The sequence below is a fragment of the Desulfatibacillum aliphaticivorans DSM 15576 genome (assembly GCF_000429905.1).
In the GTDB taxonomy this organism is placed as follows: Bacteria; Desulfobacterota; Desulfobacteria; order Desulfobacterales; family Desulfatibacillaceae; genus Desulfatibacillum; species Desulfatibacillum aliphaticivorans.
Genome location: NZ_AUCT01000012.1, coordinates 23659 through 46766, shown reverse-complemented (window position 1 = coordinate 46766; position 23108 = coordinate 23659). Strand labels below are relative to the sequence as shown.

26 protein-coding genes are annotated in these 23108 nt (G+C 54.7%); 15 read left to right on the top strand and 11 right to left on the bottom strand.

The genetic code is table 11. The annotated features are described in order from the left end of the window. Positions 1-3: 3 nt before the first annotated feature. The 9 genes from flgA to fliW all read left to right on the top strand — a co-directional run bounded on the left by flgA (position 4) and on the right by fliW (position 7242). The gene (gene flgA / locus G491_RS0113140; protein ID WP_028314929.1) at positions 4-978 is read left to right on the top strand and encodes a flagellar basal body P-ring formation chaperone FlgA; all 975 of its coding nucleotides are present in this window, start codon (positions 4-6) and stop codon (positions 976-978) included. Between the two features lie 15 nt (positions 979-993). Continuing rightward, the gene (locus tag G491_RS0113135; protein ID WP_028314928.1) at positions 994-1722 is read left to right on the top strand and encodes a flagellar basal body L-ring protein FlgH; all 729 of its coding nucleotides are present in this window, start codon (positions 994-996) and stop codon (positions 1720-1722) included. A gap of 20 nt (positions 1723-1742) precedes the next feature. Beyond that, the gene (locus G491_RS0113130; RefSeq protein WP_028314927.1) at positions 1743-2924 is read left to right on the top strand and encodes a flagellar basal body P-ring protein FlgI; all 1182 of its coding nucleotides are present in this window, start codon (positions 1743-1745) and stop codon (positions 2922-2924) included. 11 nt (positions 2925-2935) lie between these two features. Then, positions 2936-3253 (top strand): rod-binding protein, encoded by a 318-nt coding sequence (locus G491_RS30715; RefSeq protein WP_051327239.1) that lies wholly within the window; start codon positions 2936-2938, stop codon positions 3251-3253. 62 nt (positions 3254-3315) lie between these two features. Beyond that, positions 3316-3819: a flagellar export chaperone FlgN gene (flgN, locus tag G491_RS0113120; protein ID WP_028314926.1), complete on the top strand. Its 504-nt coding sequence runs from the start codon at positions 3316-3318 to the stop codon at positions 3817-3819. 2 nt (positions 3820-3821) lie between these two features. Beyond that, on the top strand, positions 3822-5573 hold the full coding sequence (gene flgK / locus G491_RS0113115; protein ID WP_028314925.1) for a flagellar hook-associated protein FlgK: 1752 nt from the start codon (positions 3822-3824) through the stop codon (positions 5571-5573). Between the two features lie 23 nt (positions 5574-5596). Next, the gene (gene flgL / locus G491_RS0113110; RefSeq protein ID WP_012610127.1) at positions 5597-6469 is read left to right on the top strand and encodes a flagellar hook-associated protein FlgL; all 873 of its coding nucleotides are present in this window, start codon (positions 5597-5599) and stop codon (positions 6467-6469) included. Between the two features lie 27 nt (positions 6470-6496). Then, on the top strand, positions 6497-6745 hold the full coding sequence (gene csrA, locus G491_RS0113105; protein WP_012610126.1) for a carbon storage regulator CsrA: 249 nt from the start codon (positions 6497-6499) through the stop codon (positions 6743-6745). Between the two features lie 50 nt (positions 6746-6795). Next, positions 6796-7242 (top strand): flagellar assembly protein FliW, encoded by a 447-nt coding sequence (gene fliW / locus G491_RS0113100; protein ID WP_012610125.1) that lies wholly within the window; start codon positions 6796-6798, stop codon positions 7240-7242. Positions 7243-7246: 4 nt separating this feature from the next. Here fliW and G491_RS0113095 read toward each other — a convergent pair whose 3' ends face one another. Continuing rightward, entirely contained in the window at positions 7247-7432 is a 186-nt protein-coding gene (locus G491_RS0113095) for a hypothetical protein (RefSeq protein WP_012610124.1), read from the bottom strand. 197 nt (positions 7433-7629) lie between these two features. On the opposite strand from G491_RS0113095, the gene ybgF reads away from it, so the two are divergent. The 6 genes from ybgF to G491_RS0113060 all read left to right on the top strand — a co-directional run bounded on the left by ybgF (position 7630) and on the right by G491_RS0113060 (position 12502). Then, a complete protein-coding gene (gene ybgF / locus G491_RS33895; protein ID WP_051327238.1) occupies positions 7630-8460 on the top strand; it encodes a tol-pal system protein YbgF in 831 nt (276 codons plus the stop codon). A 501-nt stretch (positions 8461-8961) separates the two neighbouring features. After that, positions 8962-9579: a TetR/AcrR family transcriptional regulator gene (locus G491_RS0113080; protein WP_012610122.1), complete on the top strand. Its 618-nt coding sequence runs from the start codon at positions 8962-8964 to the stop codon at positions 9577-9579. An 81-nt stretch (positions 9580-9660) separates the two neighbouring features. Next, a complete protein-coding gene (locus tag G491_RS0113075; RefSeq protein WP_028314921.1) occupies positions 9661-10758 on the top strand; it encodes an NADH:flavin oxidoreductase in 1098 nt (365 codons plus the stop codon). 13 nt (positions 10759-10771) lie between these two features. After that, positions 10772-11197: a glycine zipper family protein gene (locus tag G491_RS0113070; RefSeq protein ID WP_035218812.1), complete on the top strand. Its 426-nt coding sequence runs from the start codon at positions 10772-10774 to the stop codon at positions 11195-11197. Between the two features lie 185 nt (positions 11198-11382). After that, a complete protein-coding gene (locus G491_RS0113065) occupies positions 11383-11760 on the top strand; it encodes an STAS domain-containing protein (protein ID WP_012610119.1) in 378 nt (125 codons plus the stop codon). A 118-nt stretch (positions 11761-11878) separates the two neighbouring features. After that, positions 11879-12502: a hypothetical protein gene (locus tag G491_RS0113060; protein WP_012610118.1), complete on the top strand. Its 624-nt coding sequence runs from the start codon at positions 11879-11881 to the stop codon at positions 12500-12502. 305 nt (positions 12503-12807) lie between these two features. Here G491_RS0113060 and G491_RS0113055 read toward each other — a convergent pair whose 3' ends face one another. Genes G491_RS0113055 through G491_RS33890 form a run of 10 tightly spaced genes read right to left on the bottom strand, consistent with a single transcriptional unit; the run spans position 12808 to position 23009 of the window. After that, complete coding sequence (locus G491_RS0113055) at positions 12808-13569, bottom strand: RDD family protein (protein ID WP_028314919.1); 762 nt, start codon at positions 13567-13569, stop codon at positions 12808-12810. Next, positions 13566-14606 carry a stage II sporulation protein M gene (locus G491_RS0113050; protein ID WP_028314918.1) on the bottom strand — a complete coding sequence of 347 codons (1041 nt, stop codon included), beginning with the start codon at positions 14604-14606 and terminating at the stop codon, positions 13566-13568. Before G491_RS0113050 ends, G491_RS0113055 begins: the two co-directional genes overlap by 4 nt. A 12-nt stretch (positions 14607-14618) precedes the next feature. After that, positions 14619-16001 carry a DUF58 domain-containing protein gene (locus G491_RS0113045; RefSeq protein WP_028314917.1) on the bottom strand — a complete coding sequence of 461 codons (1383 nt, stop codon included), beginning with the start codon at positions 15999-16001 and terminating at the stop codon, positions 14619-14621. Positions 16002-16031: 30 nt separating this feature from the next. Further along, positions 16032-16997, bottom strand: a complete 966-nt coding sequence (locus G491_RS0113040) for an AAA family ATPase (protein ID WP_028314916.1) — start codon at positions 16995-16997, stop codon at positions 16032-16034. A gap of 18 nt (positions 16998-17015) precedes the next feature. Continuing rightward, on the bottom strand, positions 17016-18545 hold the full coding sequence (locus tag G491_RS0113035) for a DUF4350 domain-containing protein (protein WP_028314915.1): 1530 nt from the start codon (positions 18543-18545) through the stop codon (positions 17016-17018). Continuing rightward, positions 18529-20199: a hypothetical protein gene (locus G491_RS0113030; protein ID WP_028314914.1), complete on the bottom strand. Its 1671-nt coding sequence runs from the start codon at positions 20197-20199 to the stop codon at positions 18529-18531. Before G491_RS0113030 ends, G491_RS0113035 begins: the two co-directional genes overlap by 17 nt. Then, the gene (locus G491_RS0113025; RefSeq protein WP_012610111.1) at positions 20196-20555 is read right to left on the bottom strand and encodes a rhomboid family protein; all 360 of its coding nucleotides are present in this window, start codon (positions 20553-20555) and stop codon (positions 20196-20198) included. Before G491_RS0113025 ends, G491_RS0113030 begins: the two co-directional genes overlap by 4 nt. Next, complete coding sequence (locus tag G491_RS0113020) at positions 20555-21649, bottom strand: hypothetical protein (RefSeq protein WP_028314913.1); 1095 nt, start codon at positions 21647-21649, stop codon at positions 20555-20557. Before G491_RS0113020 ends, G491_RS0113025 begins: the two co-directional genes overlap by 1 nt. 29 nt (positions 21650-21678) lie before the next feature. Further along, a complete protein-coding gene (locus G491_RS0113015; protein WP_028314912.1) occupies positions 21679-22245 on the bottom strand; it encodes a hypothetical protein in 567 nt (188 codons plus the stop codon). An 11-nt stretch (positions 22246-22256) separates the two neighbouring features. Further along, positions 22257-23009, bottom strand: a complete 753-nt coding sequence (locus G491_RS33890; RefSeq protein WP_051327237.1) for an RDD family protein — start codon at positions 23007-23009, stop codon at positions 22257-22259. Between the last annotated feature and the right edge of the window lie 99 nt (positions 23010-23108).

Sequence of the window (23108 nt, the reverse complement as noted above, 5' to 3'; positions counted from 1 at the left end):
TCCATGAGACGTCTTTCCGCCCATAAGCTCGCCGTTATGTTAACCAGCCTGGCCGTATTCTCAGCCTTGGCGGCCGGCGCTGCAATCGCCAAGGGGCCCGAAATTCGTGTGCCGTCCGAGGCCTGGGTGCAGGAAGACAGCGTCTTTTTGAGAGACGTGGCCGTAATTTCCGGGCTGGACTCTCTTTCCCACGAAATCAATGAGGTCTACCTGGGAAGGGCGCCTGCTCCGGGCAAACGCCGCTCCCTCCGGGGCGCCATGATCCAGGCCAAGCTGGATCGGCTGGATCTGCCCGAGAACGCCGTGGTCGAAATTCCCTCCAGGGTGAAAGTGCACCGTTCCTTCCAGGAAGTGGACGACCAGGATTTTGAAGACATGCTGATCGATTTTCTAAACGACAAGCTGCCCCTAGGCCATTTTGAAGTCAGCCGGTTTCAGGTGCGCGGCAACGGCCCTGTGGCTGAGGGTTATCTGGACGTGGTTTTGGAAGACAGCCGCAATGATGAGTATTACGGCCAGCTCAGCCTGAAAGGAATCGTCAGCGTGGATGGAAACATGGAGCGCAGGGTGAGCATCGCCGCCTGGGTGGACTACGAAGCCCCGGTTGTCGTCGCGACCCGCAAGCTGGACCGCATGGACGTGCTCACCGCTGGAGACGTAACCGTGGAAATGCGGAACCTTTCCCGCCTGCCCGACGGCGTCGTCACCGATCCCAAAGAGGTAAGAGGCATGCGGCTGCGTCAGGACATGGACGCCGGCGAACACATGCTTTCCAGAATGCTGGAAAAGCCGCCCCTGGTTGAACGGGGCGAGGACGTGACTATCATGGCGGAAAACGGCGTTCTTTCCATCACCGCCATAGGCTTGGCCAAAGAGTCCGGCGGTCTGGGCGACGCCATAGAAGTGGAAAACAAGATGAGCGAAAAAATAATCACCTGCCGGGTCACCGGTCCGGCTCAGGTGGAAGTCCGGTTTTAGGCGGGAGGATGTAAAATGATCATGCGTTTAGGAATCATAATTTTGGCAATCGTTCTGGCGCTCTCCATGGGGTGCGCAACCCAAAGGCAGGATACTCTCGCCAGCCCTGCGCCTTCCGCAGCAACCGCTCCGCAGCACATGCTTGAGCAGCCGGCGACCGTCACTTATAACGCGCCTCGTCCGGCCGAAGGCTCCTTGTGGGTCGACCCGGGCGGAAGCCAGTTTTTCGGAGACAGGCGGGCAAGGCAGGTCGGCGACCTGGTGACCATCAGGATTACGGAAACCCCCACGGCTTCCTTGACAGCAAAGACCACCACCACCCGCGATTCCAGCGTCAGCGCCGACGTGACGGACCTGGCCGGGTACATGACCTGGCTGGAAGCCGCCAATAAGAATTTGAAAGGCGACAGCCTGTTGAGCGCCGGTTACAAACCCAGCTTTACGGGGCAGGGGACCAACGACCGCAGCGGCAGCGTGACCGCTTATGTGTCCGGCCGCGTTGTGGGGGTCATGGCCAACGGCAACCTCCAGATTTCCGGCTCCCGGGCCATCAAGGTGAATAACGAAACTCAATACATGACCATCTCGGGCATTGTTCGCCCCGAAGATATAGATCCCAGCAACGTGGTTCAGTCCACCTACATCGCCGACGCCCGCATCGAGTACTACGGCAAAGGCGTGATTGCAGACAAACAAATTCCCGGATGGGGAACCCGCGTCCTGGATCATGTGTGGCCGTTTTAAGGAAGATTGGAGGCAAGGATATGTCTAAAGTCAGGAATATAGCACGTTTGGTTTTACTTGCCGCAGCAGCCTTTACCTTGGCGGCTTCCACCGTCCAGGCCGCCCGGATCAAGGAACTGGCCAGCATCAAGGGCGTCCGCACCAACCAGTTGATCGGCTACGGCCTGGTGGTGGGTCTTAACGGCACCGGCGACAAGTCGGGTACGGAATTCACCCTCCAGGGCCTGGTCAACATGATGGAGCACATGGGAGTGCATGTGAGCAAGGATGACGTCAAGGTCAAGAACGTGGCGGCGGTCATGGTGACGGCCGACATTCCCCCCTTCGCCAGGATCGGCAGCCAGGTGGACGTGGTCATTTCCTCCGTGGGCGACGCCAAAAGCCTGGTGGGCGGGACCTTGCTGCTCACCCCTCTCCGCGGCGTGGATCGCAACGTATACGCCCTGGCCCAGGGGCCTCTTTCCGTGGGCGGCTATTCCGTGGGCGGCGCAGCCGGCGGCGGAGCGGTCAAGAATCATCCCACGGTGGGCCGGATTGTGGGCGGCGCCTCCATTGAAAGGGAGATTCCCATGCAACTGCAGGGCAGAAACGAACTGACCCTGGCATTGAACGACGCCGACTTCACCACCGCAATCAGGATGAAGGACGCCATCAATAACGGAATAGGCATGCCCGTGGCATACGCCGCCGACTCCGGCACGGTGATTATAGACATCCCCCAGGATTACCGGAATAAGGTGGTCTCCATGGTGGCCATGGTGGAAAACCTGGACATCATGCCCGACGCCGTGGCCAAGGTGATCGTAAACGAGAAGACCGGAACCGTGGTCGTCGGCGAGAAAGTCCGCATTTCCACGGTGGCTGTGGCTCACGGCAACCTGAGCATTCAAATCACGGAAAGCGCCCAGGTTTCCCAGCCCGCTTCTTTCAGCCCCAATCCTCCGGCCGACTCCCAGACCGAACAGCTTAACCTGGAAGACGGCGCTGTTGTCGCCCCGGGCGGGCAGACCGTGGTCACCGCTGATTCCCAAGTGGTCGTGGCTGAAGAAAACAAGCAGCTGATGGTGGTTCCCGCGGGAGCGACCATAGGCGATTTGGTCCGGGCGCTTAACGCCATTGGCGTCACCCCCCGGGATCTCATCACCATTTTTCAAATGATTAAAGCCGCCGGCGCCCTGCAAGGCGAACTGGTGATCTTATAAGGAGTCCGGCCATGCAGATCAATTCCGCAACTTCCGCCATGCTGACCCAGGAAATGAAAACCCAGGCCGAAGACGCCAAACTGCGTAAGGCATGCGGTGATTTCGAGTCGCTGTTTATCTACAACCTGTTGAAAAACGGACGCCAGTCCCTGCCCCAGGGCGGTTTGCTGGGAAATTCCAACGAAAGCAAGCTCATGACCTCCATGCTGGACCAAACCCTGGCGGAAAAATGCTCCGAGGGAAACGGTCTGGGAATGGGGGAGATGTTGTACCGCCAGTTGAACGCCCCCCAGGCGGCGAAAGGCGGTAATCTGGAAGCGGTTCTTTAGGGATTAATGATCCCATCCGATAAGAATATAAGATCGTGTAAAGATCTAAGGAGGGCCTGAGTATGGAAGATATCATCAGGGCGCTGGAAGACATATTGAGAAATGACATGGAACGCCACGACGAGCTGATCTGCTGCCTGGAATTGGAACGCCAGGCTTTGGTGGAAGCCAATCTGGATGCCATCATGAAAATGGCCTGCAGAAAGCAGGCGCTCGCCCAGGCCATCATGGAATCCATTCCCCATGTGGACGTGCTGTGGCAGAAAGTGTTTCCCGGCAAAAAGACCAAGGTGTCCATCCGGCACATCGACAAAGTGGTCAGCGGCGGGGATCCCGGCATATTCAGGACTATCAGGCAGTCCCTGGTGGAGTTGAACCATCTTAAAGACAAGGTGCGGGAGTTGACCAGCGCCAATCGGGCCATCGCCGAAGATTGCCTGATGTTTGTCCGGGATCTTTTCTCCTCCATTATGGTGGGCGATTCCGCCGATCCTCCAACCTACGGCAGGAGCGGACAGGTCTATAGAAGGGCCGACTCCAATCTGCTTATGCATCAGGAGGTGTAGCCATGCCGGGAATCAGGTCCGCATTGGATATTGCGGTCGGGGCCATGGCGACCCATCAGTACGGCATGGATGTCGTCAGCCACAACGTGGCCAACGTCAATACCGAAGGCTATACGCTCCAGACCGTCATCAATAAAAGCAAAGTGCCCCAGGCCTCGGGCGGGTTCATGTTCGGCCGCGGCGTGGAAACCTACGAAATCCGCCAGTTGGTGGATGAAACCGTGGAGAAAAGGCTTTTGGAGTACAGGTCCAGCCTGGCTTCCGCCGAGGAAATCGAAACCTTCGGCAAAGTATTGGACGGCCTGTTTAATGAAGTGGAAGGCAATGGCCTGGGAACCATGCTTTCGGACTTTTTCAATTCCTGGGAGGATCTTTCCCTGAACTCCGCGGGTACGGCGGAGCGCTCTGTCCTGTATGAACAGGCTTTGGGCCTGGCGCAATACATCGATGAACTGGACGCCGCTCTCATCGGTGAAGAGGAGAACCTGGGAATCAGCCTCCAGTCCGGCGTGGAGGCGGTGAACACCCTGACCTCCCAGATAGCGGACCTTAACCAGCAGATTGTGGCGGCCTCCCAGAACACCAATCCCAACGACCTCCTGGACCAGCGCAACTATCTCATGTCGGAACTGGCTCAGTACATTGACGTGCAGACTTTTGCGCAGGATGACGGATCCTTGACGGTTTTGGGGCCCAGAGGCGTCACATTAGTGATCGGCTCGGACCGATTCGACATCAATTTGCATCAGGGAGACATTATTTACGGAAAGGGCACGGATAAAGAGCTGACCATCACAGATTATGTGGAAAAAGGCCGAATGGGCGGCTGGCTGGAAATGCGGGATACGGTCATATCGGAACTCAGGGCCAATCTGAACGAAGTCTCCAAAGAAATGATCTGGGCCGTAAACACCGTACATTCCCAGGGCATAGGCCTGACAGGACTGACCTCCACCACCGGATCGTACACAGCGGCGGCGACCAATCAGCCTGTGGGCTCGGCGGCGGCGGATTTGTTTTTTGGAGATCGGATTACGGACGGCGGTTTTACTTTTTGGGTTTACGACGCTTCCGGGAACGTGGTCAATCCCGGTGGCACAAATATTGCTATTACAGCTAATACCACGACCATGGACGACATTGCCACGGCTCTGGGCGCCGTTGATCTTAACGTGACGGCCTCCACCGTGGGCGGGCGGCTAAGCATTACGGCGGGTTCGGGGTATACTTTCGGCTTTACCGAGGACACATCCAATGTTCTGGCGGCGTTGGGCGTCAACACCTTCTTCACCGGAGAAGGCAGCGGGACCATGGGGATTCACGAAACCATAGCCGCCGACAGAAACATGATCGCAGCGGGAAAGGCCGATGCAGCCACGGGAGAAATCTCCTCCGGGAACAATGAAACCTCCCTGGCCATAGGCGAGTTGAAATACACCAACCTGTCCATTACGGAATGGCAGTCCAAACGGATCGGGAGCGATACCTCCATTACGGTCAATGCGTCCATAGAAGGGTTCTACGCCTCCATGATCAGCGCGTTGGGCTCCAGCCTCAATTCGGCGGAGCGAAACAGGGAATTCGCCGAATCCATGGTGCAGAATTTGGAAACCGTGCGAGGCAGCATTTCCGGAGTGTCGCTGGATGAGGAAATGACCAAGCTCATTGAGTTGCAGCAATCCTATGCGGCGGCGGCCAAGCTTATCACGACCATGGACGAAATTTTCCAGACCCTTATGACTATTAAGAGCTAAGGGCGGAAACAGGGAGCAGTTTTATGAGAGTCCCTAACAGCATCATTTCAAGCAACGTCACTTTCGGCCTGGGCCGCCTGACAACGGCCATGGACCGGGCGAATCTGACCATAGCCAGCCAAAGGCAGATCCTGACCATGGCGGACGATCCGTCCGCTTTGCTTCAGGTCATGAACCTCCGGTCCGACATGAGCTATGTGGATCAGTTGAACCGGAACATCGAAATGGGCCGGACATGGCTGACCGCTTCGGAAAGCGCTTTGACAAACGTTGAAGACCTGATTACCGAAGTCAAACTGTTGACTGTTCAGATGGGGTCCGACAACGTGGGCGCTGACGAAAGGCAAGCCGCGGCCGAAGCGGTTCAGGGCTTTTTGGAAACCGCAGTGACTCTGGGAAATTCCACGGTGGGCGACCGCTACATCTTTGCGGGGTCTCAAAACGATTCTCCGGCCTTTACCCTGGCCGGAACCGCAGTCACCTATGAAGGCGATTCCAACCCCTTCGCCGTGCGCATCAGCCGGGAATCCTCGGTAACCGTCGGGGGCGACGGCGGCGCCATATTCGGAGACCTTTTCACCACTCTGGCGGACTTGAAAACCGCCCTGGAAAACAATGACGGGGCAGCTATCCGGGATCAGATCACCAACCTGGATACGGCCTATGATCGAATTGACGGAAACATTTCCAGAATCGGCGGGCGCGGGGTCCGCCTGGACGCCCGGACAAGCATTTTGGCCGACGTGCAGTTGGCGGATACGGAGAGGCTCTCCAGCCTGGAGGACGTGGATTACGCCGAGGCGGCCGTGGAGCTTGCAGCCGTGGAAACCGCGTACCAGGCGGCGTTGTCGGCAGCCTCAAAAGTCTTGAATGTTTCCCTGGTTAATTACCTGTAATAAAAGCGCCATGCCACGGAGGGCTAAATGCTCGTTCTGACAAGGAAGTCCGGCCAAAGAATAAGTATTGGAGACGACATAGTTTTACATGTTCTCGAAATCAAGGGAACCCAGGTGCGCATAGGCGTTGACGCCCCCAGAGGCGTGGGCGTGCACCGCTTTGAGGTGTACCAGCGCATTCAGGCGGAAAATCAGTCCGCCGCCTCCATGGATCAGGATGTTCTGTCAGGTGCGGCGGGACTTTTTGAGCAACTGAATCTCAAGAAAACCAAGTGAGCGGGAATATGGTCCAGCCTCAGGAATCTGCAGTCACAAACGGACGGGATATGATGGTGAAAATTGAAACCACACGTTTTGGAACTTTGGAAGTCACGGAAGACAAGATTATATCCATGCCCTCCGGTATGATCGGATTCGGAGAGTATAAACGCTTTATAATCATCCAGCACAATGCGGATTCTCCGTTCTTTTGGTATCAGGCCGTGGATGAACCCGGCCTGGCCTTTGTGCTTACCAACCCCAATTATTTCATGCCCGAGTACCAGGCGCCGCCTTCGGTGGTGAAAAGGGAAACCGGGTGGGAAGGCGACCTTGCCGATAGCGAGGAACTGGAGCTTTACGTCACGGTCCGCATACCTCCCGACGACCCGGAAAACATGACCGCGAACCTCATCGGGCCCATCGTGGTGAACAACAAAACCATGGAAGCGGTCCAGTTGGTCATTGCCAAAAGCAAATACAGCCATCGTCATAAAATTTTAAAAAAGGAATAGTCTCCTACTTGTTTTTGGGCTCAAACAAAAGGCACTCCCGGCCGGTCTCACGTTTGACCTTCAGCCAGGGGCTTTGCCTGGATTTGAAGCCCATGGCGCGGCAGCCGTAGGGGAACGCCTTCTCCCAGGTAAGATAATGGTGCTTGCATTTGAAGCAGGGGGAAGGCTTTGTTTGCTGGTTTGTTTTCAAATTAACGCCTGCTTCCTTGAAGACAAAATATCTTTTTTATAACTAAATACATTAGAGGAACTCGCATCGGCAACCTAAAATTGCACGAGTTGTTCCAAAAGGTGTAAACATGCGAAAAGATTCTTGACCAGCGCGAAAATGATCTATAGGCTTAATATGACTCAAATAAAAGTTCATTCTTTCTTTGGGAGAAACCAATGCATATGTCAACAGTGGTCAAAATCATGACGAAAACCTGCTTCGTCGTTGCGCTCGCATTCACTCTGGCGGGCTGCAGTTGGTTTGACTGGTTGAAACAAGATAACACAGATCCCAGGTTGGAAGACGCCCACAGAAAGCTGGACGCCATATCCACCAACACGGATATCGCGGAGCAGCAACTCCATTCCGTGAACAAGCGCCTGTCCGCCATTGAGCAGCGCCTGCTCAACATGGAAGGCCAGATGGGCAACATGTCCATCATGATGGAATCCATCTCCCTGGCGCCCTCTGAAATCCAGCAGCAGGCGGGCTACTCCCAGGATGTTGAAGACGATTACTTGACCGCCCCCGAAGTGCAAAAGCCTCCGGCCCCGGCTCCTGAGCCGCCTAAAACCGCGTCCTCCTCGTTGATATCTCCCGAGGAACAATATGCAGGCGCGTACCTGCATTACCAAAACCGCGAACAGGATAAGGCGATCCGGGCCTTCAAGGCCTTTTTAGCCGACAACCCGGACCATGATCTGGCCGACAACGCCCAGTACTGGATCGGCGAGGCCTATTATGACCAGAAAATGTATCCCGAGGCCATTGAGGCCTTTAAACAGGTCGTTAAAAAATATCCCGATCAAAACAAAGCGCCGGCCGCCTTGCTGAAAATCGGCTACTCCTATCTCGCCGTGGACAACCCGGAGCAGGCTTCCAAATTCCTGCGCCAGGTGGTCACCGACTATCCTTTTTCCGATCTGGTGAACAAGGCGCAGAACAAACTGTCGGACCTGCAGCCCGCCAAGCCCGTTTCGGACGCTTTCCCCAGCGGCGGGTCCTGAGGAATTCAAATCGTCCTTGCAAGACCCAACGGAATGGCCAAGGATTATCGCCAAGGCCTCTCCCCTCCGTCATTCCCGTGAAGCCAGCCGTAGGTGGGGTTACGAAGTCCGGCTATTGCGATTCATGCCGGCGAAAAGGTTGTTGGACTTCAAACCCGACATGAAAGCGCTCAGGATGCCAAATAGCAAAGCGAACGCAAGTTTATCCAATAATATAAAGCCCTTCGCCCCAATCCAATCCCCCCTTTTTTTCTTCTCCTTGACAAACATGCTAGTCAATGGCATGTTCAGTTTTCGTTAAATCACGGAAGTTTTTAGCTTAATATGCTTAAATTTTTGTGAATACTTATTGAAAAATAGCTAGTATTGCTAGTTTGTATGCACAATATCTGCTATTTCCGGCCGCCGCCTCTTTCTTGACATTTAAATACCAAACAGTATATTCTCGGACGGAACCAATAAGGCTTTGCAAATAACCAAACAGGATGAGAATTGATTCTCATGGCAACCCAGGAACTTACCAAAGCAGAAAGAACCCGCAGATTCATCATAGAAACCGCTGCGCCCATCTTCAATAAAAAGGGCTTCGCCGGCACGTCCCTCTCGGACGTCACCGAGGCCGCCGGGCTCACCAAGGGCAGCATCTACGGGAATTTCAAGAACAAAGATGAACTGGCCATGCAGGTTTTCGATTACAACGTCAACCTGGTGGAACAGGCTTTCACCGATCAAATGGCGGGGGCCAGAACCAGCATTGAAAAGCTCATGGGCTATCCCCTGGCCTATCGCAAGTTGTTCAATACTCTCGTGGGTAACGGCGGCTGCCCCTTGATCAATACCCTGGTGGAAGCGGACGACACCCACGAAAAGCTCTTGAAAAAGGCCCTGGACATCATCGCGCACTGGAAAGAAACCATTGCCGGCATTGTGGAGAAGGGCATTGTGCGGGGGGAAATTCGCCGCGGCGTAAATCCCGAGCGCATCGCCGAGCTTATGATCACCCTGTTTGAAGGGGGCGGCATTCTTTCCAAAGCAGCGGGAGACCGGTCGTACTTCCTGACCTCCCTGGATCATGTGGAGAGCATCATTCAATCCCTGGACGTTAATTACATAGCCTGATTTTCCCGTCGTTCGGCCGAAATTCTTTATTGGGCCGTTATTCCTTCCTATTCTCGAGTGTTGTCATCAGGAGCGGTTGTCATGAGTATAATGTTTGAAGCCACGCGTATTGGAAGTCTGGAGCTTAAAAACCGGTTTGTGCGGTCGGCCACCTGGGAGGGCATGGCGGAAAAGGACGGCGCCATGACGCCCAGGCTCAGCCAATGGAACGAGGATCTGGCAAAGGGAGGCGTAGGGCTCATCATCGCCAGCCACGCTTATGTCAGCCCCGAAGGCCAAGCCACGCCGCTGCAAACAGGCATATACAAGGATGCGCTGATTCCCGGCCTTAGTGAAATGGTTGACCGGGTGCATAGTCACGGCGGGATTATCGTGCAGCAACTGGCCCATGGCGGACGTTACGCCCAGGAGTCCATCACCGGCCGTCCCGCGTTTATGGTTTCGGAATGGGACGGCATGGACAAGATGCCCGGCAAGGTCATGACAAAAGAGGATATTGCCGGCTTGGCGGAAAAATTCGGCCAGGCGGCGGCCAGGGCTAAAAAGGCGGGATTTGACGGCGTGCAGATTCACTCCGGGCACGGCTATTTGCTCAGCCAGTTTCTTTCTCCGGCCATGAACCGGCGCACGGACGAATACGGAGGCCCCATTGAAAATCGATGCCGCATCCACCTGGAGGTTTACAGGGCCATACGTCAGGCTGTAGGATCCGACTATCCTGTGCTGATCAAATTGAACTGCGCCGATTTTATTGAAGACGGGCTGGAATCCAAGGATTCCCTGGTCGCTGCCCAGGCCCTGGAAAGGGAAGGCCTGGACGCCCTGGAGCTGACCGGCGGCATCCTTTCCAGCCGCAAGTTGTCGCCCTCCCGGGCCAACATCAACTCCCAGGACAAGGAAGCCTATTTCAGGGAAGAGGCCCGGATGTTCAAGGAAGATCTGGGCATCCCTCTGATTCTGGTGGGCGGCATGCGCTCTTTTGACCTGGCCGAGCAACTGGTCAGCCAGGGATGCGCCGACTATGTTTCCATGTCCCGGCCTTTTATCCGGGAGCCGGATCTTGTAAATCGCTGGAAGTCGGGAGACAGATCGCCCGCCAAGTGCATTTCGGATAATTTATGCTTCAAACCCGGCCGCGCCGGAGAAGGCATCCGCTGCGTAACCGCCGAAAGGGAATAGGCAGGAGGATAAGATGAGTTTCAGGTTGAAAGCATTTGTAATCCTGTGCGCCGCCGCTTGGCTTGCCCAAGGTTGCAGCTCCGCCAAACCTGTGTTATATCCCAACGCCCACTACAACCAGGTGGGAAAGGCTCAGGCGCGGGCGGACATTAACGAATGCATGCGTCTGGCCAGGGAGCACGGCGTGTCCAGCACGTCCAAAAGCAAAGAGGTGGCTCGGGAAACCGCCACCGGAACCGCCGTAGGCGCGGCTGTAGGCGGCGCCGTGGGCTCCATGAGCGGAGAATTCGGCCGGGGCGCCGCCATTGGCGCTTTGGGAGGCGGAGCGGGAAGCATGACAAGAAGCGTTTTGAAGTCCAACAATCCCGATCCGGCCTTTAAAAACTTTGTGGATCGCTGCTTGCGGGAAAAAGGGTACGAACCGGTGGGCTGGCAATAGCAGCCTGTTGCAGAATTTCGCGTGATTTGAAAGAAATGCGGCAATTTGATTATGGACATTGCCGGGCTCTTTGTGTACATAGTTTTCCTGACCGGGAATGAAAGACAACGGCAATATGATCAGACGCAGCCCCCAGTATTCTCTTTCCAGCCTATGGACGGGCTAATAACTCACAAGGAGGACGCATGGCCCTCACTATCAAACTGACCCAAAAATCCACCAAGCATATGATCATTCACCTCGGCGGCTCTTTGGACACGGTCACCGCTTCCCAACTGGACAAAAAAGTGGATGAGGTCCTGACCGGATCTCCCGCCCACCTCACCTTTGACATGGAAAACCTGGAGTACATGAGCAGCGCCGGCGTGAGGGTTATATTAAAAGCGTCCAAAGGGCTGGAAAAAAACAAGGGCAAGACCACCTTCGTCAATCTCCAGCCTCAAATCAAAAAGGTGTTTGAAATCATTCGCGCCATGCCGGACATGAGCATTTTCTCCAGCATCGCCGAACTGGACGATTATTTGGATTCCATGCAAAAACGCGTCCTTGGACAAGAGGATTAGCCGAGGCTTAAGCAGCTTCGGCCTTTAACCGAAAAGGATTATTAGGCGGGCGGGTCCGAATCATAAACAGGCCTGGCCCATAGCCGTATTTTACACCCATAAATCAGGAGTAGTTTGAATGAATGTTCCAGCAAGGTTCCTGTGCAGCATTATTGCAGTTTCCCTTTTATTCCTTCCCGCCTGCACGAAGACCAAAGTAGCATCCACCTGGAAAAAAGAAAATCTGCAAAGAGGCCCCATAGAAAGGGTCCTGGTCGTCGGCATGTGCACAGACCCGGACACACGGGAGCTCTTTGAAAGCGTGTTCGCTCTGGAGGTGCTCAAGCACAAGGTAGGGGCCATAACCGGATATGAGACTTTCCCCTCAAATACCTGCCCCACGCCCGAGGCCATCAAGGAAAAATGCAAAAGTTTGAATGTGGACAGCGTTCTCCTTGTTCGGGCCATTTCCCAGGAAGAGGCGCCCGTGTACCAGCCGCCTCCCACCTTTGAAACAGCGTTCGAGCCCATGCCTTTTGACGGTTACCTGACCAAGTCCTCCGCCATGGGAATTCAGACCGGGTCTTATAAACGGCAAATGCTGATCCGGCTGCAAACCAGGGTGTTCGACGTGGCCACGGAAAAGCAGATCTGGTCCGCCAAAACCAACACGATCAATCCCAAATCCACTTATGGCCTGGTGGAGGAGCTCAGCGAGAAGATCATCGCCGCCTTGAAAAAGGACGGCCTCATCGCCAAATAGACAGCATTAATCCCAAGTAAAAATATAATGCCCCTGAAGCCTGTTTTTTGCATGGTTTCAGGGGCATATTTTATCCTGCAGTAAGCCCCCCGGCGCCTGTCCGATTTTTGGGTGGCCCCGGCACAGCAGTACCGTGCCGGGGTTGCGCCAGCAACAAAAGGGGCGGCCCGAAATGCTTGTCGAAACGCATAACATCCGGCGGCCGAACGGTTTCTGTCGAAGCCGTGGTTTTGAGGTGGCTTGCAAGGCATTGCAGAAATCAGTTCATGTCCCTGAAATCCCGCCGCCGCAGTCCGTTAATTCGCTTACGACCGATACAATATATCCACGGAGTTCCTTACATATTGTTCGTCGGAGAGGCCTTCCACGGCCTCTTGGGGAAAGGAGACGATTTCCTTAAGATGCTCCGCGATAGCGTGAAAAAGCTCCAGCCGGGCCTGGGGATTCAGTTCGTCCCGGCGCATGAGGGCGGTTAGGGCGACGCCGGCGGTTTCCTGGGAGGCGCGTTGCCTGAGCCGGGCCGCGATATGAGGGTATTCCGCCAGGGAGTTGAACTTGTCCTCCATAATTTGATCCAGGTCCGGCTCCTTGAACTTGGGCATGCGTATGACCACGGTGTTGGCGGCGATATCCCCCAAACGCTGGGACTTGGGGGAAACCAGGCAAAAAATGCCGCCCAGCATGTAATACAGGGGCAACATGTCCGCAAAGCGCAAAAGGTTTCGGATGATTATCTGGTAGGGCGTAAGGTGGAAGCCGTTTTCGTCCATGACCCGCATTCCCAGAACGCGTTTGCCGATGGTCTGTCCTCTCCAGGCCCATTCCAGGACCATGGCGTAGGCAATGTTAATCACAAAAGACGCGATGGTGAACATGGCGAAGGTGAAGTCCACCCCTAAGGGCAGCAGCAGGGGCGTAAGCAGGCCCAGGGTGGATACGACTACCTGGACGGCCGCGGTGTCTATAAAAAGCGCCAGAAATCGCGTGATGGGCGAGGCCAGCAGCAAAGGAAAGACAATGCCTTCGGGCGTTCTGATGGTCAGGGATTGGGTTTGCAGGTCGCTCATGTGGATTGCACCCTTGCCAGGGAGGGCCGGGATTCTTTATTGGTCTTTTTGGCGCTTTTGCCCGACTTGAACAAAAAGAAGAAAAGCAAAACCAGTTGCACGCTTCCAAAGGAGATTTTCAGCCAATAGGGCAGCACCGGCTCGTGATATTGGGACATATAGGACTCGATGATTCCCGCCCAAACCAGGATGATGGCCAGCCCGCCGGCAAGATGGATGATGTCCGGACCGATGTTCTTCAGCCGCTGTTTTAACCCATGGGGATCGTTCCGGCCTATCAAGGCCTGGGCGATCACCAGTCCGGCTTGCCCGGCCAGGAGGATGGACGGAATTTCCACGGATCCGTGGGGCAGAAGCCAACCCAATAAAAACTGGGTCTCTCCCGCCGCAACATAGTCCGCTGCCACGGCTCCCAGGATGATGCCGTTGTAAAACAGCAGAATGATGGTGCCAATGCCCCAGGTCAGGCCCAGGGCCAGCACCCGGAATGAGACGGATATATTGTTCACCATCAACTGGCTGGAAAACATGGCCTTAAAGCCCTGCATATGGTCTTCTTCGGCCGCCTCCTCCTTTGCCACCCGTTCGTTGGGGCTGCCTGCCAAATGGGAAAACGGCATGATGACCTCTTTGGCGGCCGGATCCAATAATAAGGCAAACCCTCCGAATGCAGACCCCACCGCCGTGACGATCAACGCCACCCAAAACGCGGCGACGTGCTTTCTGAACGTTCTGGGAAAGGTTTGGAAAAACCATTTAATGGGGTTGAACCTGCGGCCTTTTTGCCGGGTTTCGTAAATCTCGGCGTATGCGCGGGCCACCAGGGCTTCCAGATAGGTTCTGACGCTTCGTTCGGACGAAAAGGTGGCGATGCGGGCCAGGTCCGCCGAGGCCCTTTGATACAAGGTATGGAAATCCCGCACTTCATCCATGGAAAAGCGCCGCTCCGGATTTCTTTCCAGCATGTCCAGGAAATGCTCAAGACGGGTCCATGCCGGCCGTTGCTCCTTGATGAATTTTTGCAGGTCAATAATCACAATCCAGGCCTTTCATATTAACTGGCGCTGTTTGATTTTAAGATATTGGGTAACCAGTTGGGCGCACATTTTTTCGTTATCCAGTTCGTAATAGCTCACCCCTTTGGCGCTCAGCTCCTTTTGCAACTGCCGGGTGCGCTCCCAAAGCATGTGCCCGGCCATGCCTTTGAACACGTCGTCCACGGTTTCAGCTTTGGAGGACGAAAACAAAGGGTGGACGCCCGGCATTTTTGGGGTGTTCACCACCATCAGGTGGCGCTGGCTCACCACGTTCATCTGCTTTACAAAATCGTCGGACAAAATCGAGTCGTCCAGGTTGGTCAGGAATAAAAGCAAAGCCCGTCGCCGCAAATTGGAGCCGATAAAGGTGAATAACTCCGCGAAATCCGGGGTGACGATCCGGGGCTCCAGGGTGTACAGGGCGTCCCGGCAGGCGTCGAACTGGACCTTGCCGCTTCTGGCTCTTACAAAGGAGTCCACCTTGTCCGAATAGGTGATCAGGCCGAACATATCGCCCATACGCTGGGTGGCCAGCCCCATGACCAGGGAGGCGGCCACAAATCGCTCCATGATGGTCGATTCGGACGGATCAGGCTCGTTTTCGTCAAGTTTTGCAGCTTCGATGCGATCGGGGGGCAAAAAGTGGCTTAAAGCCCGGGCCGACAGCCGCGAAGTATCCACCACCACGTACACCTCCTGGGTGCGTTCGATCTGGAAGACCTTGGTGATGGGGCGGCCTCTTTTGGCGGTCGCCTTCCAATGGATGTCCCCGTAAGGATCGCCTGGGACGTAATCCCGCAACTGGTCAAAATCGCGGCCTTTGCCTATCTGCCTTTGGGTGTGCTGGCCCAGGCTGGTGCGCAAAAACAGGCTGGCCAGCCCGTCTTTTTCCTTTAAAAGGTTGGGAAACACGCAAACCAGGGACGAGGCGGAGCGTTTCGCCCTGGTCATCCAAAACCCCATGGGAGAAAGCGTCTCCAGATACACAGCGTCCAGTTTGTGCCTGCCGGTCCGGTTGGACGACGCCGCCCAGTTAACCAGCGAGGACTTAACGCCTTTGTGAAGGTCCACATCCAATAACGGATGCTTGGGAGTCACATGCTGGGGAAAGTCGATGCCCAAACGCAAGTGCAGCCCCCGCTCCCTTTCGTCGGAGATGGTCAAGGGAACCTTGATTTCCCTCCCGGCGGAAGCCCGCACCAGTTCAGGCAGGCTGACGTCCACGTCAGACAGCACCTTGCGGGCGGATAGGGCGTCCACGCAGATGACGGCGGCGAACAGGCCCATGATCCCAAACGCCGGCAGGGAGGCATGGGGCAGCAGCCCGGCGAGGATCGCACAGGGTACGATGGTCAGGCCGAACCAAATGATCAGTTTTTTAGAAGGAGCAATCATCCATTGTCCTGCATAATCTGTTGTTTTCGCCTACCTGGGCACTGTTACATCCTGGAGAATGCGCTCTATCACCTCGTCCACGGTCAGGCCTTCCAGTTCAAATTCCGGCCTCAGCACCAGGCGATGGGCCAGGACCGGAACCGCGGTGGCCTTGATGTCGTCGGGCGTTACAAAGTCCCGATCCTCCATGGCGGCGTTGGCCCTGGAAGCCAGCAGAAGCCCCTGGGTCCCCCGGGGGCTGGAGCCCACCAGCACGGCCTTATGGGATCGGGTTTTTCTGACAATATCCACGGCGTAGTTGATCAATTCCTCCTTGATCACAATGTCGTTCAGGCATTTGGCCAGTTCCGTAAGGTTTTCCGGAGAAGCGACCATGTTCACCGAGTCTTCGGACAGGGTTTTTTCCGGCGCGTGGTCTTCCACCATTCTTTTGGCCAGCATCAACTCCTCTTCCTTCAAGGGCGGCTCCATGATGATCTTGAGCATGAACCGGTCCTTTTGAGCCTCGGGAAGAGGGTAGGTGCCCTCGAATTCAATGGGGTTCTGGGTGGCGAACACCGTGAAATTCTTGTCCAGGGGATAGGTCTTTCTGTCGATGCTTACTTCCCGCTCCTGCATGGCCTGAAGCAGGGCGGACTGGGTTTTGGCCGGCGCCCGGTTGATTTCGTCGGCCAGACAAAAGGTGGTGAACACAGGGCCTCTCACCAATGAGAAGACGTTCTTGCTCATGTTGAACATATGGGTGCCTGTGATGTCCGCGGGCATGAGGTCCGGGGTGAACTGGATTCGGGAAAAATCGCATCCCAGGACTTTTGCCAGGGTTCTTACCAGCAGGGTTTTTCCCAGGCCTGGGACTCCTTCGATAAGCGCATGCTGGCGGGTGAAAATGGCGATCAGGCACATTTTAACCACGTGCTCCTGGCCGATAATCACCTTGGCGACTTCCTCCCGGGCCTTGGCCAGCGTCTCCTGTAATGCGTGAGTGTCTGCGTTCATGGGCTCCTCAATTATTTGTTATCGTTCCCGGGCGAGAATATCCACAGCCCGGTTATATGCTTCCACAACTTCCTTTACACTGGCTTTGCCGGGGCTCAGCACGGCAAGCTGGACCTTTTCCTGAAGCTCCTTGGGAAGGTCCTTGTCGTTTTTCGCCGAGTTCTCCCAAAGCAAAAAGCAATGCCTTAAAACCTCTTCGTTGGTTATGTTGCGCCTTAACAGGCTGGCCATGGCCTCGGCGTAGCCCCGGGAGCTGATATGCTCTCCGTTGGCGCCCTTGGAAGGCTCCTCGCTTTTACGGGGAACAAGCGGCGCCGCGTTGTGCCACACATATAAAAGCGCCCAGATCAGCAGCGCCAGCCCGGCTCCGGCCAATCCGTATTTTCTGGCCAGGGTGGAGATTCCCTCCTGCTTGGCGATTCCCAGGTGCCATTCGTCAAACACCACCCGGTCATAGGGTTTGAACAGCCACACCAAAAGCTCTGTGGATGGCTTTTCGGCCAGGGATTCGTTGCTTAAAAAATAGGAATCGGTGCAAAAAACCAAAGAACCCCGGCCGAAATCGCGCTCCACCATAACCGGCTTGTCCTGGTAGGTGTAAATCACCCTCCATTTAGGAGAGATATCCTCGAAAAACCACGAGCTGTACCAACTGACATTCGGGGCGAGGCCGGAATCGGCGTATTCCAGGCTGAGGATCGCCTGGCTATCTCCAAAAACGAAATCCGGGTTTTGATTCATGGACAGGCCCCAGTTTTCCTTGCCTGAGGCAATGTCATGCAAATTCAAATAATCCCGGATTTTCTCCACCCGAGGGCTGATTTCCTTTTCCTCGCCGTCATCCTTGGAGTCCTCTTCTTCCGAGGTTTCTTTCACCGCAGCCTCTTCCCCGGAATCTTCATCGCCGACGGCTTGTTCCAACTTGGATGGCTCGTCTTCTTCGGAGCTTTTTATAACCGCCTTTTCTTCATTTGCAGGGGGGACGTGCTCCTCATCAGTGAACTCAGGCTCCAAAGGCTCAAGTTCAAGATCTTTGCTGCCGGACAATGCCTTGTCGTCCTGTTGCGGCTTTTGCAGAACGGACTCGGAAGGCGCGTTTTCAGTCTCAGCTTCCTTCTCGCCCTGCTCCTTGCTCTCCTTGGAGTCTTCCAAATCCTCCTCGTCCTCAATGGGCTCCCACTTGCCGATAATGGAAAAAGTAACGACCACGCGATCCCCCTTCATGGCCAGGGCGCCCAGTTTTTCGGCGATGCGTTTGCGGCCCATCAACATCCCCTTGGAAGGAGCGCCGGAGACCAAAAACACCGAGGGCGGGTCTTCCTGCATTCGGTCAAAGGAATAGTAGTTCCGCTCCACGTCCACGCTTTTCAGATTCACGAGGCTGTCGTGCAGACCCCGCGTTCCAAGGGGATCGCTGCGCAGGGAGGAATAGGGAGGATACAGGTTTCCCTTTTCGAAATTCAGGGCGAAAATATGCATGACGGCCGCCGCGGCCAGCAGAAGCAGGGCAGGAACAATGATGATCGCCGCTTTAGAAATTCTTGGCAATGGTCATGATCCTTTCCTGGGAGCTTGCAAAATTTCCCACAATGTCCCGGTCCACGGGGTATAGGCCGTACCAGTGCTTTTCAAACACCTTGATGGCTTTGCCGAACAAGTCCAGCAACTCCTTTTTGTCCCTGGCTTTGCGATGAAGTTCGGTATTATATTCCCGGTTGGATTTATACTTGGCGATGGAAATCATGTCCGCCTGGGCCAGTTGGGCCAGGGCAGCCAGATAATAAGCCCGCAGCGCTTCCAGGTGCGCTCCCTGAGCCATCAGGTCTCTGGCCATGTCCAGCCACGCATTGGTGGAAAGGCGGTCCGCCGTTATCTCCTCGTCCATGATGTCCAGTTCGGGCAAAGGCTCCGCCTCTTCGGCATGGCTTTCCAGGGCTCTGTTTTTTTGTTTCAATGTTTTGACAAACCACAGGACCAGGGCGACCGCGCCTATAATCAACAAGACCCAGAGAACTATTTTTAATGCGTTCAGCCAGTCAATGTTCGAGTCGGTTTTTTTTCTCTCTCTGGGCTCCAACTCCATTTTCGGCAGCAGGTCTTCTATCCATCTCCATACCGCCCTGACGCCGTCCGCAATGCCTTCAATGGCGATTTCCAGCTTTTCCATGATCCATTTTGCGGCTTTGGCTAAAAAGCCCTGCTCTTCTTCAGACTCCGGCGCCATCTCTTTGGGAAGCCGCCATGAAAAAACAGGCTGCTCCATGACGTCGTGGATGGATTCTTCCAACTGGGGCCGGTCAAAAGTCTGCCGGGGGGCTTCGGCCTCTTCCGCCAGAGCCCGGCCGCCGCTGAACAGGCATAGGGCGCAAAGCGCTGTCGCCGCCAGGGCGGTTTTGGCGTGTTTAAGCCTGCGCAGCCTGGCTTTGATATCGTCGCCCGTGGAAAGAGAAGCGCCGTAATAGCACCGCAACGCGTACATGGCTTTGAGAAAAGGGTCGAAGCAAATGTAGGTCAGCCCCAGGACGGCCGACATATAGGTTGCGTTAAAGATGGTGGAGTAAGCGCTTAGAATGTATTGAGATTCAACTCCTATTAGAATCTTGGCCATGGAAGGCAGAAAGATCAAAAAAAAGAAAAGGTTCAGCCAGATGGTGAAGGAAAAGGCGCTTAAGACGAATAGCGCCGCATGGTTTTGCCCCGGCCAGAGCATGGCCTGGGTCCAGGCTTGCCGCCAGGCGCTTTTCAGCCCGATTGGCTGGTTAAAATCAATGCACAAGGCGTTTTGGAAAAACGCGATGGTCCAGCCTATGGGGAGGGCTATTATTGCGGCTATGGGCAGGACGATGAAACCCGTGGCGTGTATGAAGGCCTGGCTGGGCAGCGCCTTTAAAATCTTCTTGAATCCGGGCGGCTCCTGATCGTAGAGCCCGGCAAGCATGGATTGCACAAAAATCAGGTGGCAGGTTTTCATCCAGAGGAAGAGCGCGGTCAGGACAAAGGAATAAGGTACCAAATGCTGCTTTGCAAAAGGACTCGCCCCCATGTCACTGATGAAAAACAGCAGGGCTATGATAAACGGAACGGTCCCGATCAGATAGGGAAGGGCGAGGCTTAATCCCCCTTGGCGAAGCAGTTGCACGGACTCTTCCACCAGATCCAAGGCCGGCTTTTCATCCGCCGTTTTTTTGCGTCCGCGTATCATTCCAGGTCTTCCTTTAGATCCTTCCAAATGGTTCCGTCATGAAAATCCGAAGGTATTTCCGCCATGACCTTTCCAAAATAATGGAAGCTCCCCCAAATAATCAACAAGGCGATCAAAACCTGCAAGGCCGTCAGGGCGCCGGATTTCGTCCGTTGATAAACGCGCTTGATTAACCCGCCGCCTTCTTTTTCGGACCGGCTTTGATTAAGAATAATCTCCAGGCACCGGGAGCATATAACTCGCCCTTCGTGCTCGGTAATGCATTCTCTGCAGAAATACCTCTGGCACTCCGGGCACCGGGCCGCCGCTTCCCGGTCTTCGTGCAACAGGCATCTTTCCTGGGAAATAGACTGCATCAGGAATCCTCGCTCACGGGGGCGGATGTCGACGCCGAAGAAATTGATGACGATGATTCAATAATCTTTTTAGGGGACTCATACTTGAGCGCCAGGGTCAAACCCAAGGCTCCCAGGACAAAACTTCCTGCAATATGAGTTATGCTATAAACCAAAAGAAATGTGTTTTCGTCAGGAGGCATTTCAGACAAGGCCTTGAACAACAGCCAATGATTGCCGGCAATATCGGGGCTCTCAACAAACACCATCATCAATACCACATAACTTAAAACCGTTAGGACAAGATGCAGTCCTCCCGTAACCCAGGTGGTGTTTTTGAGGCTTGCAGGCAGATCGGTTTTCGTTTGACGAACCAGGGCCACGACGACCAGAAGTTTGCAGAACAGGGAAACGAACATGCCGATAAAATCCACAAACAGGCTGTGAAACGCGAATTCCGAAAGAGAAAAGCAGCCAGAAATCAACGTAAGTACATAAAGAGGTTTGTGAAATTGTCGGCGCATGGGAGCGGTTTGTTGGCGGGCCTGATAATTTTGGCCGGACGCCTCAAGCCGCTTTCTGCGAGCGGCTTCGAACAGGCCTCCTTGATCGATCGTCGGGCCGTTCTGCGCCTCATTGAGGGTTTCCGGATCGAATTTTCCGCCCTGAGCCTGCTCGATCAGGGGCCGCAACTGGGCTAAAAGCTGTTTGGCGCGCCGTCTGGAAGTAACGCTTTTGATTAATTCCACCCCGGAATCGGTCTGAATCCAGAGTCTGCAGGACCCGGTTGAAAAGATGCTGCGGGCTAATAAAAACGCAATCAGGAGCAATGGGACCATTACTCCAAAATTCGCCGCGTCTTCTCCGGAAAACACCGCCAATGCAATAAAAAATAGAGTCAGGGCCGCATAAAACGCCATCCAGACAAAACCCGCCGCCGTCTTTTGGAAAAAAATCGCCTGGATGTCTTTAAAAAAGAAACGCCTGTAAGATTCATCATAGAATAAGGTGGTGTTGACGCACAGCAGATGGTCTTTAGCCATCCATAAATAGGAAGGGGCGAGAATGTTTTTTCCGCCCCCGGGCACTTTTTTAAACGGCTTGTCTTTTTTCATTGGCTATCAATCCAGGTATAGCGCCGGCTTCAATCAAGGCCGTTGAATATGGAGTAAAAGAAAAAAAGGGTTAGAGCAAATTGGCTAATAGCTATGAGAAAGGCGATAATAAACCTGACTCTGGTATTTCCGGTAATGGAGCGCGGCGCGTTCCAGTATTTAAAGATGATAAACATGGTCAGCAAAGCGAAAAAGCCGGAAAAAACACTGGTTATGTAGGAAACCACGGCAATCAACAGCGCCAGCTTGTCCCATCGCATGCGATTAAGATCCAGGGACTCGATGCTTCCCTTTTTTTTGCCGGTTTCAAGGCACTGCGGGCACAAGTGGTCTCCGTTTATATCCAGGTCGCAAAGGGCGCAAATAAAACGCCCGCAGACATCGCAAACCCTGACGGCCTTTTTGCCCGGATGGAAAAAGCACCCCGCTTGATCGTCCACCAGGGCTTCGGAGCGCAGAACCTCCTCTTCTGGCCTGGTCAGCGCCGGAAACACCTCCACCTGAATTTTTGCATCGCATAAGGGGCAAGGCTCGGGCCCGCCGGTGTTAAACACGGCGGGCTTCAGCCCGGCCTGGCATAAAGGGCAGTTGACCATTCAATATCTCCCTACCTGCTTTTGATAACGCGGGTGCTGCAAATGCGGTCGTGAAGGGCTCTTTTTTCCGAGTCAAAGCCAGCCATGATGTAACCGATATAAAGAATTATTTGGCTGAGCATATCCGCAAAGGTTCGCCCAAAGGCCCGCAGGTACGAAACCTTGCTGCCATCCTCCACGATCACTTTTAGGCCGCACGCCATTTTGCCGGGGGTAGCCCCGAACTTACCCACAAAATAGGTCGAGTACGTCACTCTGATGACGATTGCAAACAAGTTGACAAGCGCCATAAGCAAGAATTCCGTGTCCGGCTCTCTGGACGCGGAAAAAACGCCGGCCGGGATGTACATAAGAAGATTGACCACATTGAGAATAATGCCGTCAATGAATTTGGCCACAAACCGAATCCAAAACCCGCCGTATTGAAAGGTAGAGCTTTGCCAGGCGCCGTCTTTGAGCTTTTGCAAAAACACCGGCTTGCAATCCTCGCAAATGTGGGAATCGCCGTGCCTGATCACCTCGTCCTCGGAAAACACGCGCCGGCATTCCGTGCACCGGACCTGCCCCTCGGGCAGGATCTCGTCCTCTTCCCTGAACGCCTCGGTTTGCGGGGCGGTGAGGACGCCGTACTCCTGCCAGTTTTCCATGCCTGCACGCCAGACTAAAGTATCCGAACGAATGACGCCGGTATTCACCAACTCACGAAACTCTTCGTCGCCAATGGGGCCGGTCTGCGTTTTATCCTGATAGTAGTACCAGTCCATGTTTTCTCCTGAAATCAATTTATAAGTGGGGGGTGGATTGCCGCACAAATCAATGCGCGAAGTTTCTATACCATGAAGTACTCTTGTTGTCACGCCGGA

What these genes read in the sequence shown, in the direction of transcription:
- csrA (WP_012610126.1), top strand. Translation starts at nt 6,497, where the DNA reads ATGCTCGTTCTGACAAGGAAGTCCGGCCAAAGAATAAGTATTGGAGAC.
- G491_RS0113030 (WP_028314914.1), bottom strand. Translation starts at nt 20,199, where the DNA reads ATGATACGCGGACGCAAAAAAACGGCGGATGAAAAGCCGGCCTTGGAT.
- flgA (WP_028314929.1), top strand. Translation starts at nt 4, where the DNA reads ATGAGACGTCTTTCCGCCCATAAGCTCGCCGTTATGTTAACCAGCCTG.
- flgN (WP_028314926.1), top strand. Translation starts at nt 3,316, where the DNA reads ATGGAAGATATCATCAGGGCGCTGGAAGACATATTGAGAAATGACATG.
- fliW (WP_012610125.1), top strand. Translation starts at nt 6,796, where the DNA reads ATGATGGTGAAAATTGAAACCACACGTTTTGGAACTTTGGAAGTCACG.
- G491_RS0113130 (WP_028314927.1), top strand. Translation starts at nt 1,743, where the DNA reads ATGTCTAAAGTCAGGAATATAGCACGTTTGGTTTTACTTGCCGCAGCA.
- G491_RS33890 (WP_051327237.1), bottom strand. Translation starts at nt 23,009, where the DNA reads ATGGACTGGTACTACTATCAGGATAAAACGCAGACCGGCCCCATTGGC.
- G491_RS0113065 (WP_012610119.1), top strand. Translation starts at nt 11,383, where the DNA reads ATGGCCCTCACTATCAAACTGACCCAAAAATCCACCAAGCATATGATC.
- G491_RS30715 (WP_051327239.1), top strand. Translation starts at nt 2,936, where the DNA reads ATGCAGATCAATTCCGCAACTTCCGCCATGCTGACCCAGGAAATGAAA.
- G491_RS0113080 (WP_012610122.1), top strand. Translation starts at nt 8,962, where the DNA reads ATGGCAACCCAGGAACTTACCAAAGCAGAAAGAACCCGCAGATTCATC.
- G491_RS0113070 (WP_035218812.1), top strand. Translation starts at nt 10,772, where the DNA reads ATGAGTTTCAGGTTGAAAGCATTTGTAATCCTGTGCGCCGCCGCTTGG.
- G491_RS0113075 (WP_028314921.1), top strand. Translation starts at nt 9,661, where the DNA reads ATGAGTATAATGTTTGAAGCCACGCGTATTGGAAGTCTGGAGCTTAAA.
- G491_RS0113060 (WP_012610118.1), top strand. Translation starts at nt 11,879, where the DNA reads ATGAATGTTCCAGCAAGGTTCCTGTGCAGCATTATTGCAGTTTCCCTT.
- G491_RS0113025 (WP_012610111.1), bottom strand. Translation starts at nt 20,555, where the DNA reads ATGCAGTCTATTTCCCAGGAAAGATGCCTGTTGCACGAAGACCGGGAA.
- G491_RS0113040 (WP_028314916.1), bottom strand. Translation starts at nt 16,997, where the DNA reads ATGAACGCAGACACTCACGCATTACAGGAGACGCTGGCCAAGGCCCGG.
- ybgF (WP_051327238.1), top strand. Translation starts at nt 7,630, where the DNA reads ATGCATATGTCAACAGTGGTCAAAATCATGACGAAAACCTGCTTCGTC.
- G491_RS0113020 (WP_028314913.1), bottom strand. Translation starts at nt 21,649, where the DNA reads ATGAAAAAAGACAAGCCGTTTAAAAAAGTGCCCGGGGGCGGAAAAAAC.
- flgL (WP_012610127.1), top strand. Translation starts at nt 5,597, where the DNA reads ATGAGAGTCCCTAACAGCATCATTTCAAGCAACGTCACTTTCGGCCTG.
- G491_RS0113045 (WP_028314917.1), bottom strand. Translation starts at nt 16,001, where the DNA reads ATGATTGCTCCTTCTAAAAAACTGATCATTTGGTTCGGCCTGACCATC.
- G491_RS0113055 (WP_028314919.1), bottom strand. Translation starts at nt 13,569, where the DNA reads ATGAGCGACCTGCAAACCCAATCCCTGACCATCAGAACGCCCGAAGGC.
- G491_RS0113135 (WP_028314928.1), top strand. Translation starts at nt 994, where the DNA reads ATGATCATGCGTTTAGGAATCATAATTTTGGCAATCGTTCTGGCGCTC.
- flgK (WP_028314925.1), top strand. Translation starts at nt 3,822, where the DNA reads ATGCCGGGAATCAGGTCCGCATTGGATATTGCGGTCGGGGCCATGGCG.
- G491_RS0113015 (WP_028314912.1), bottom strand. Translation starts at nt 22,245, where the DNA reads ATGGTCAACTGCCCTTTATGCCAGGCCGGGCTGAAGCCCGCCGTGTTT.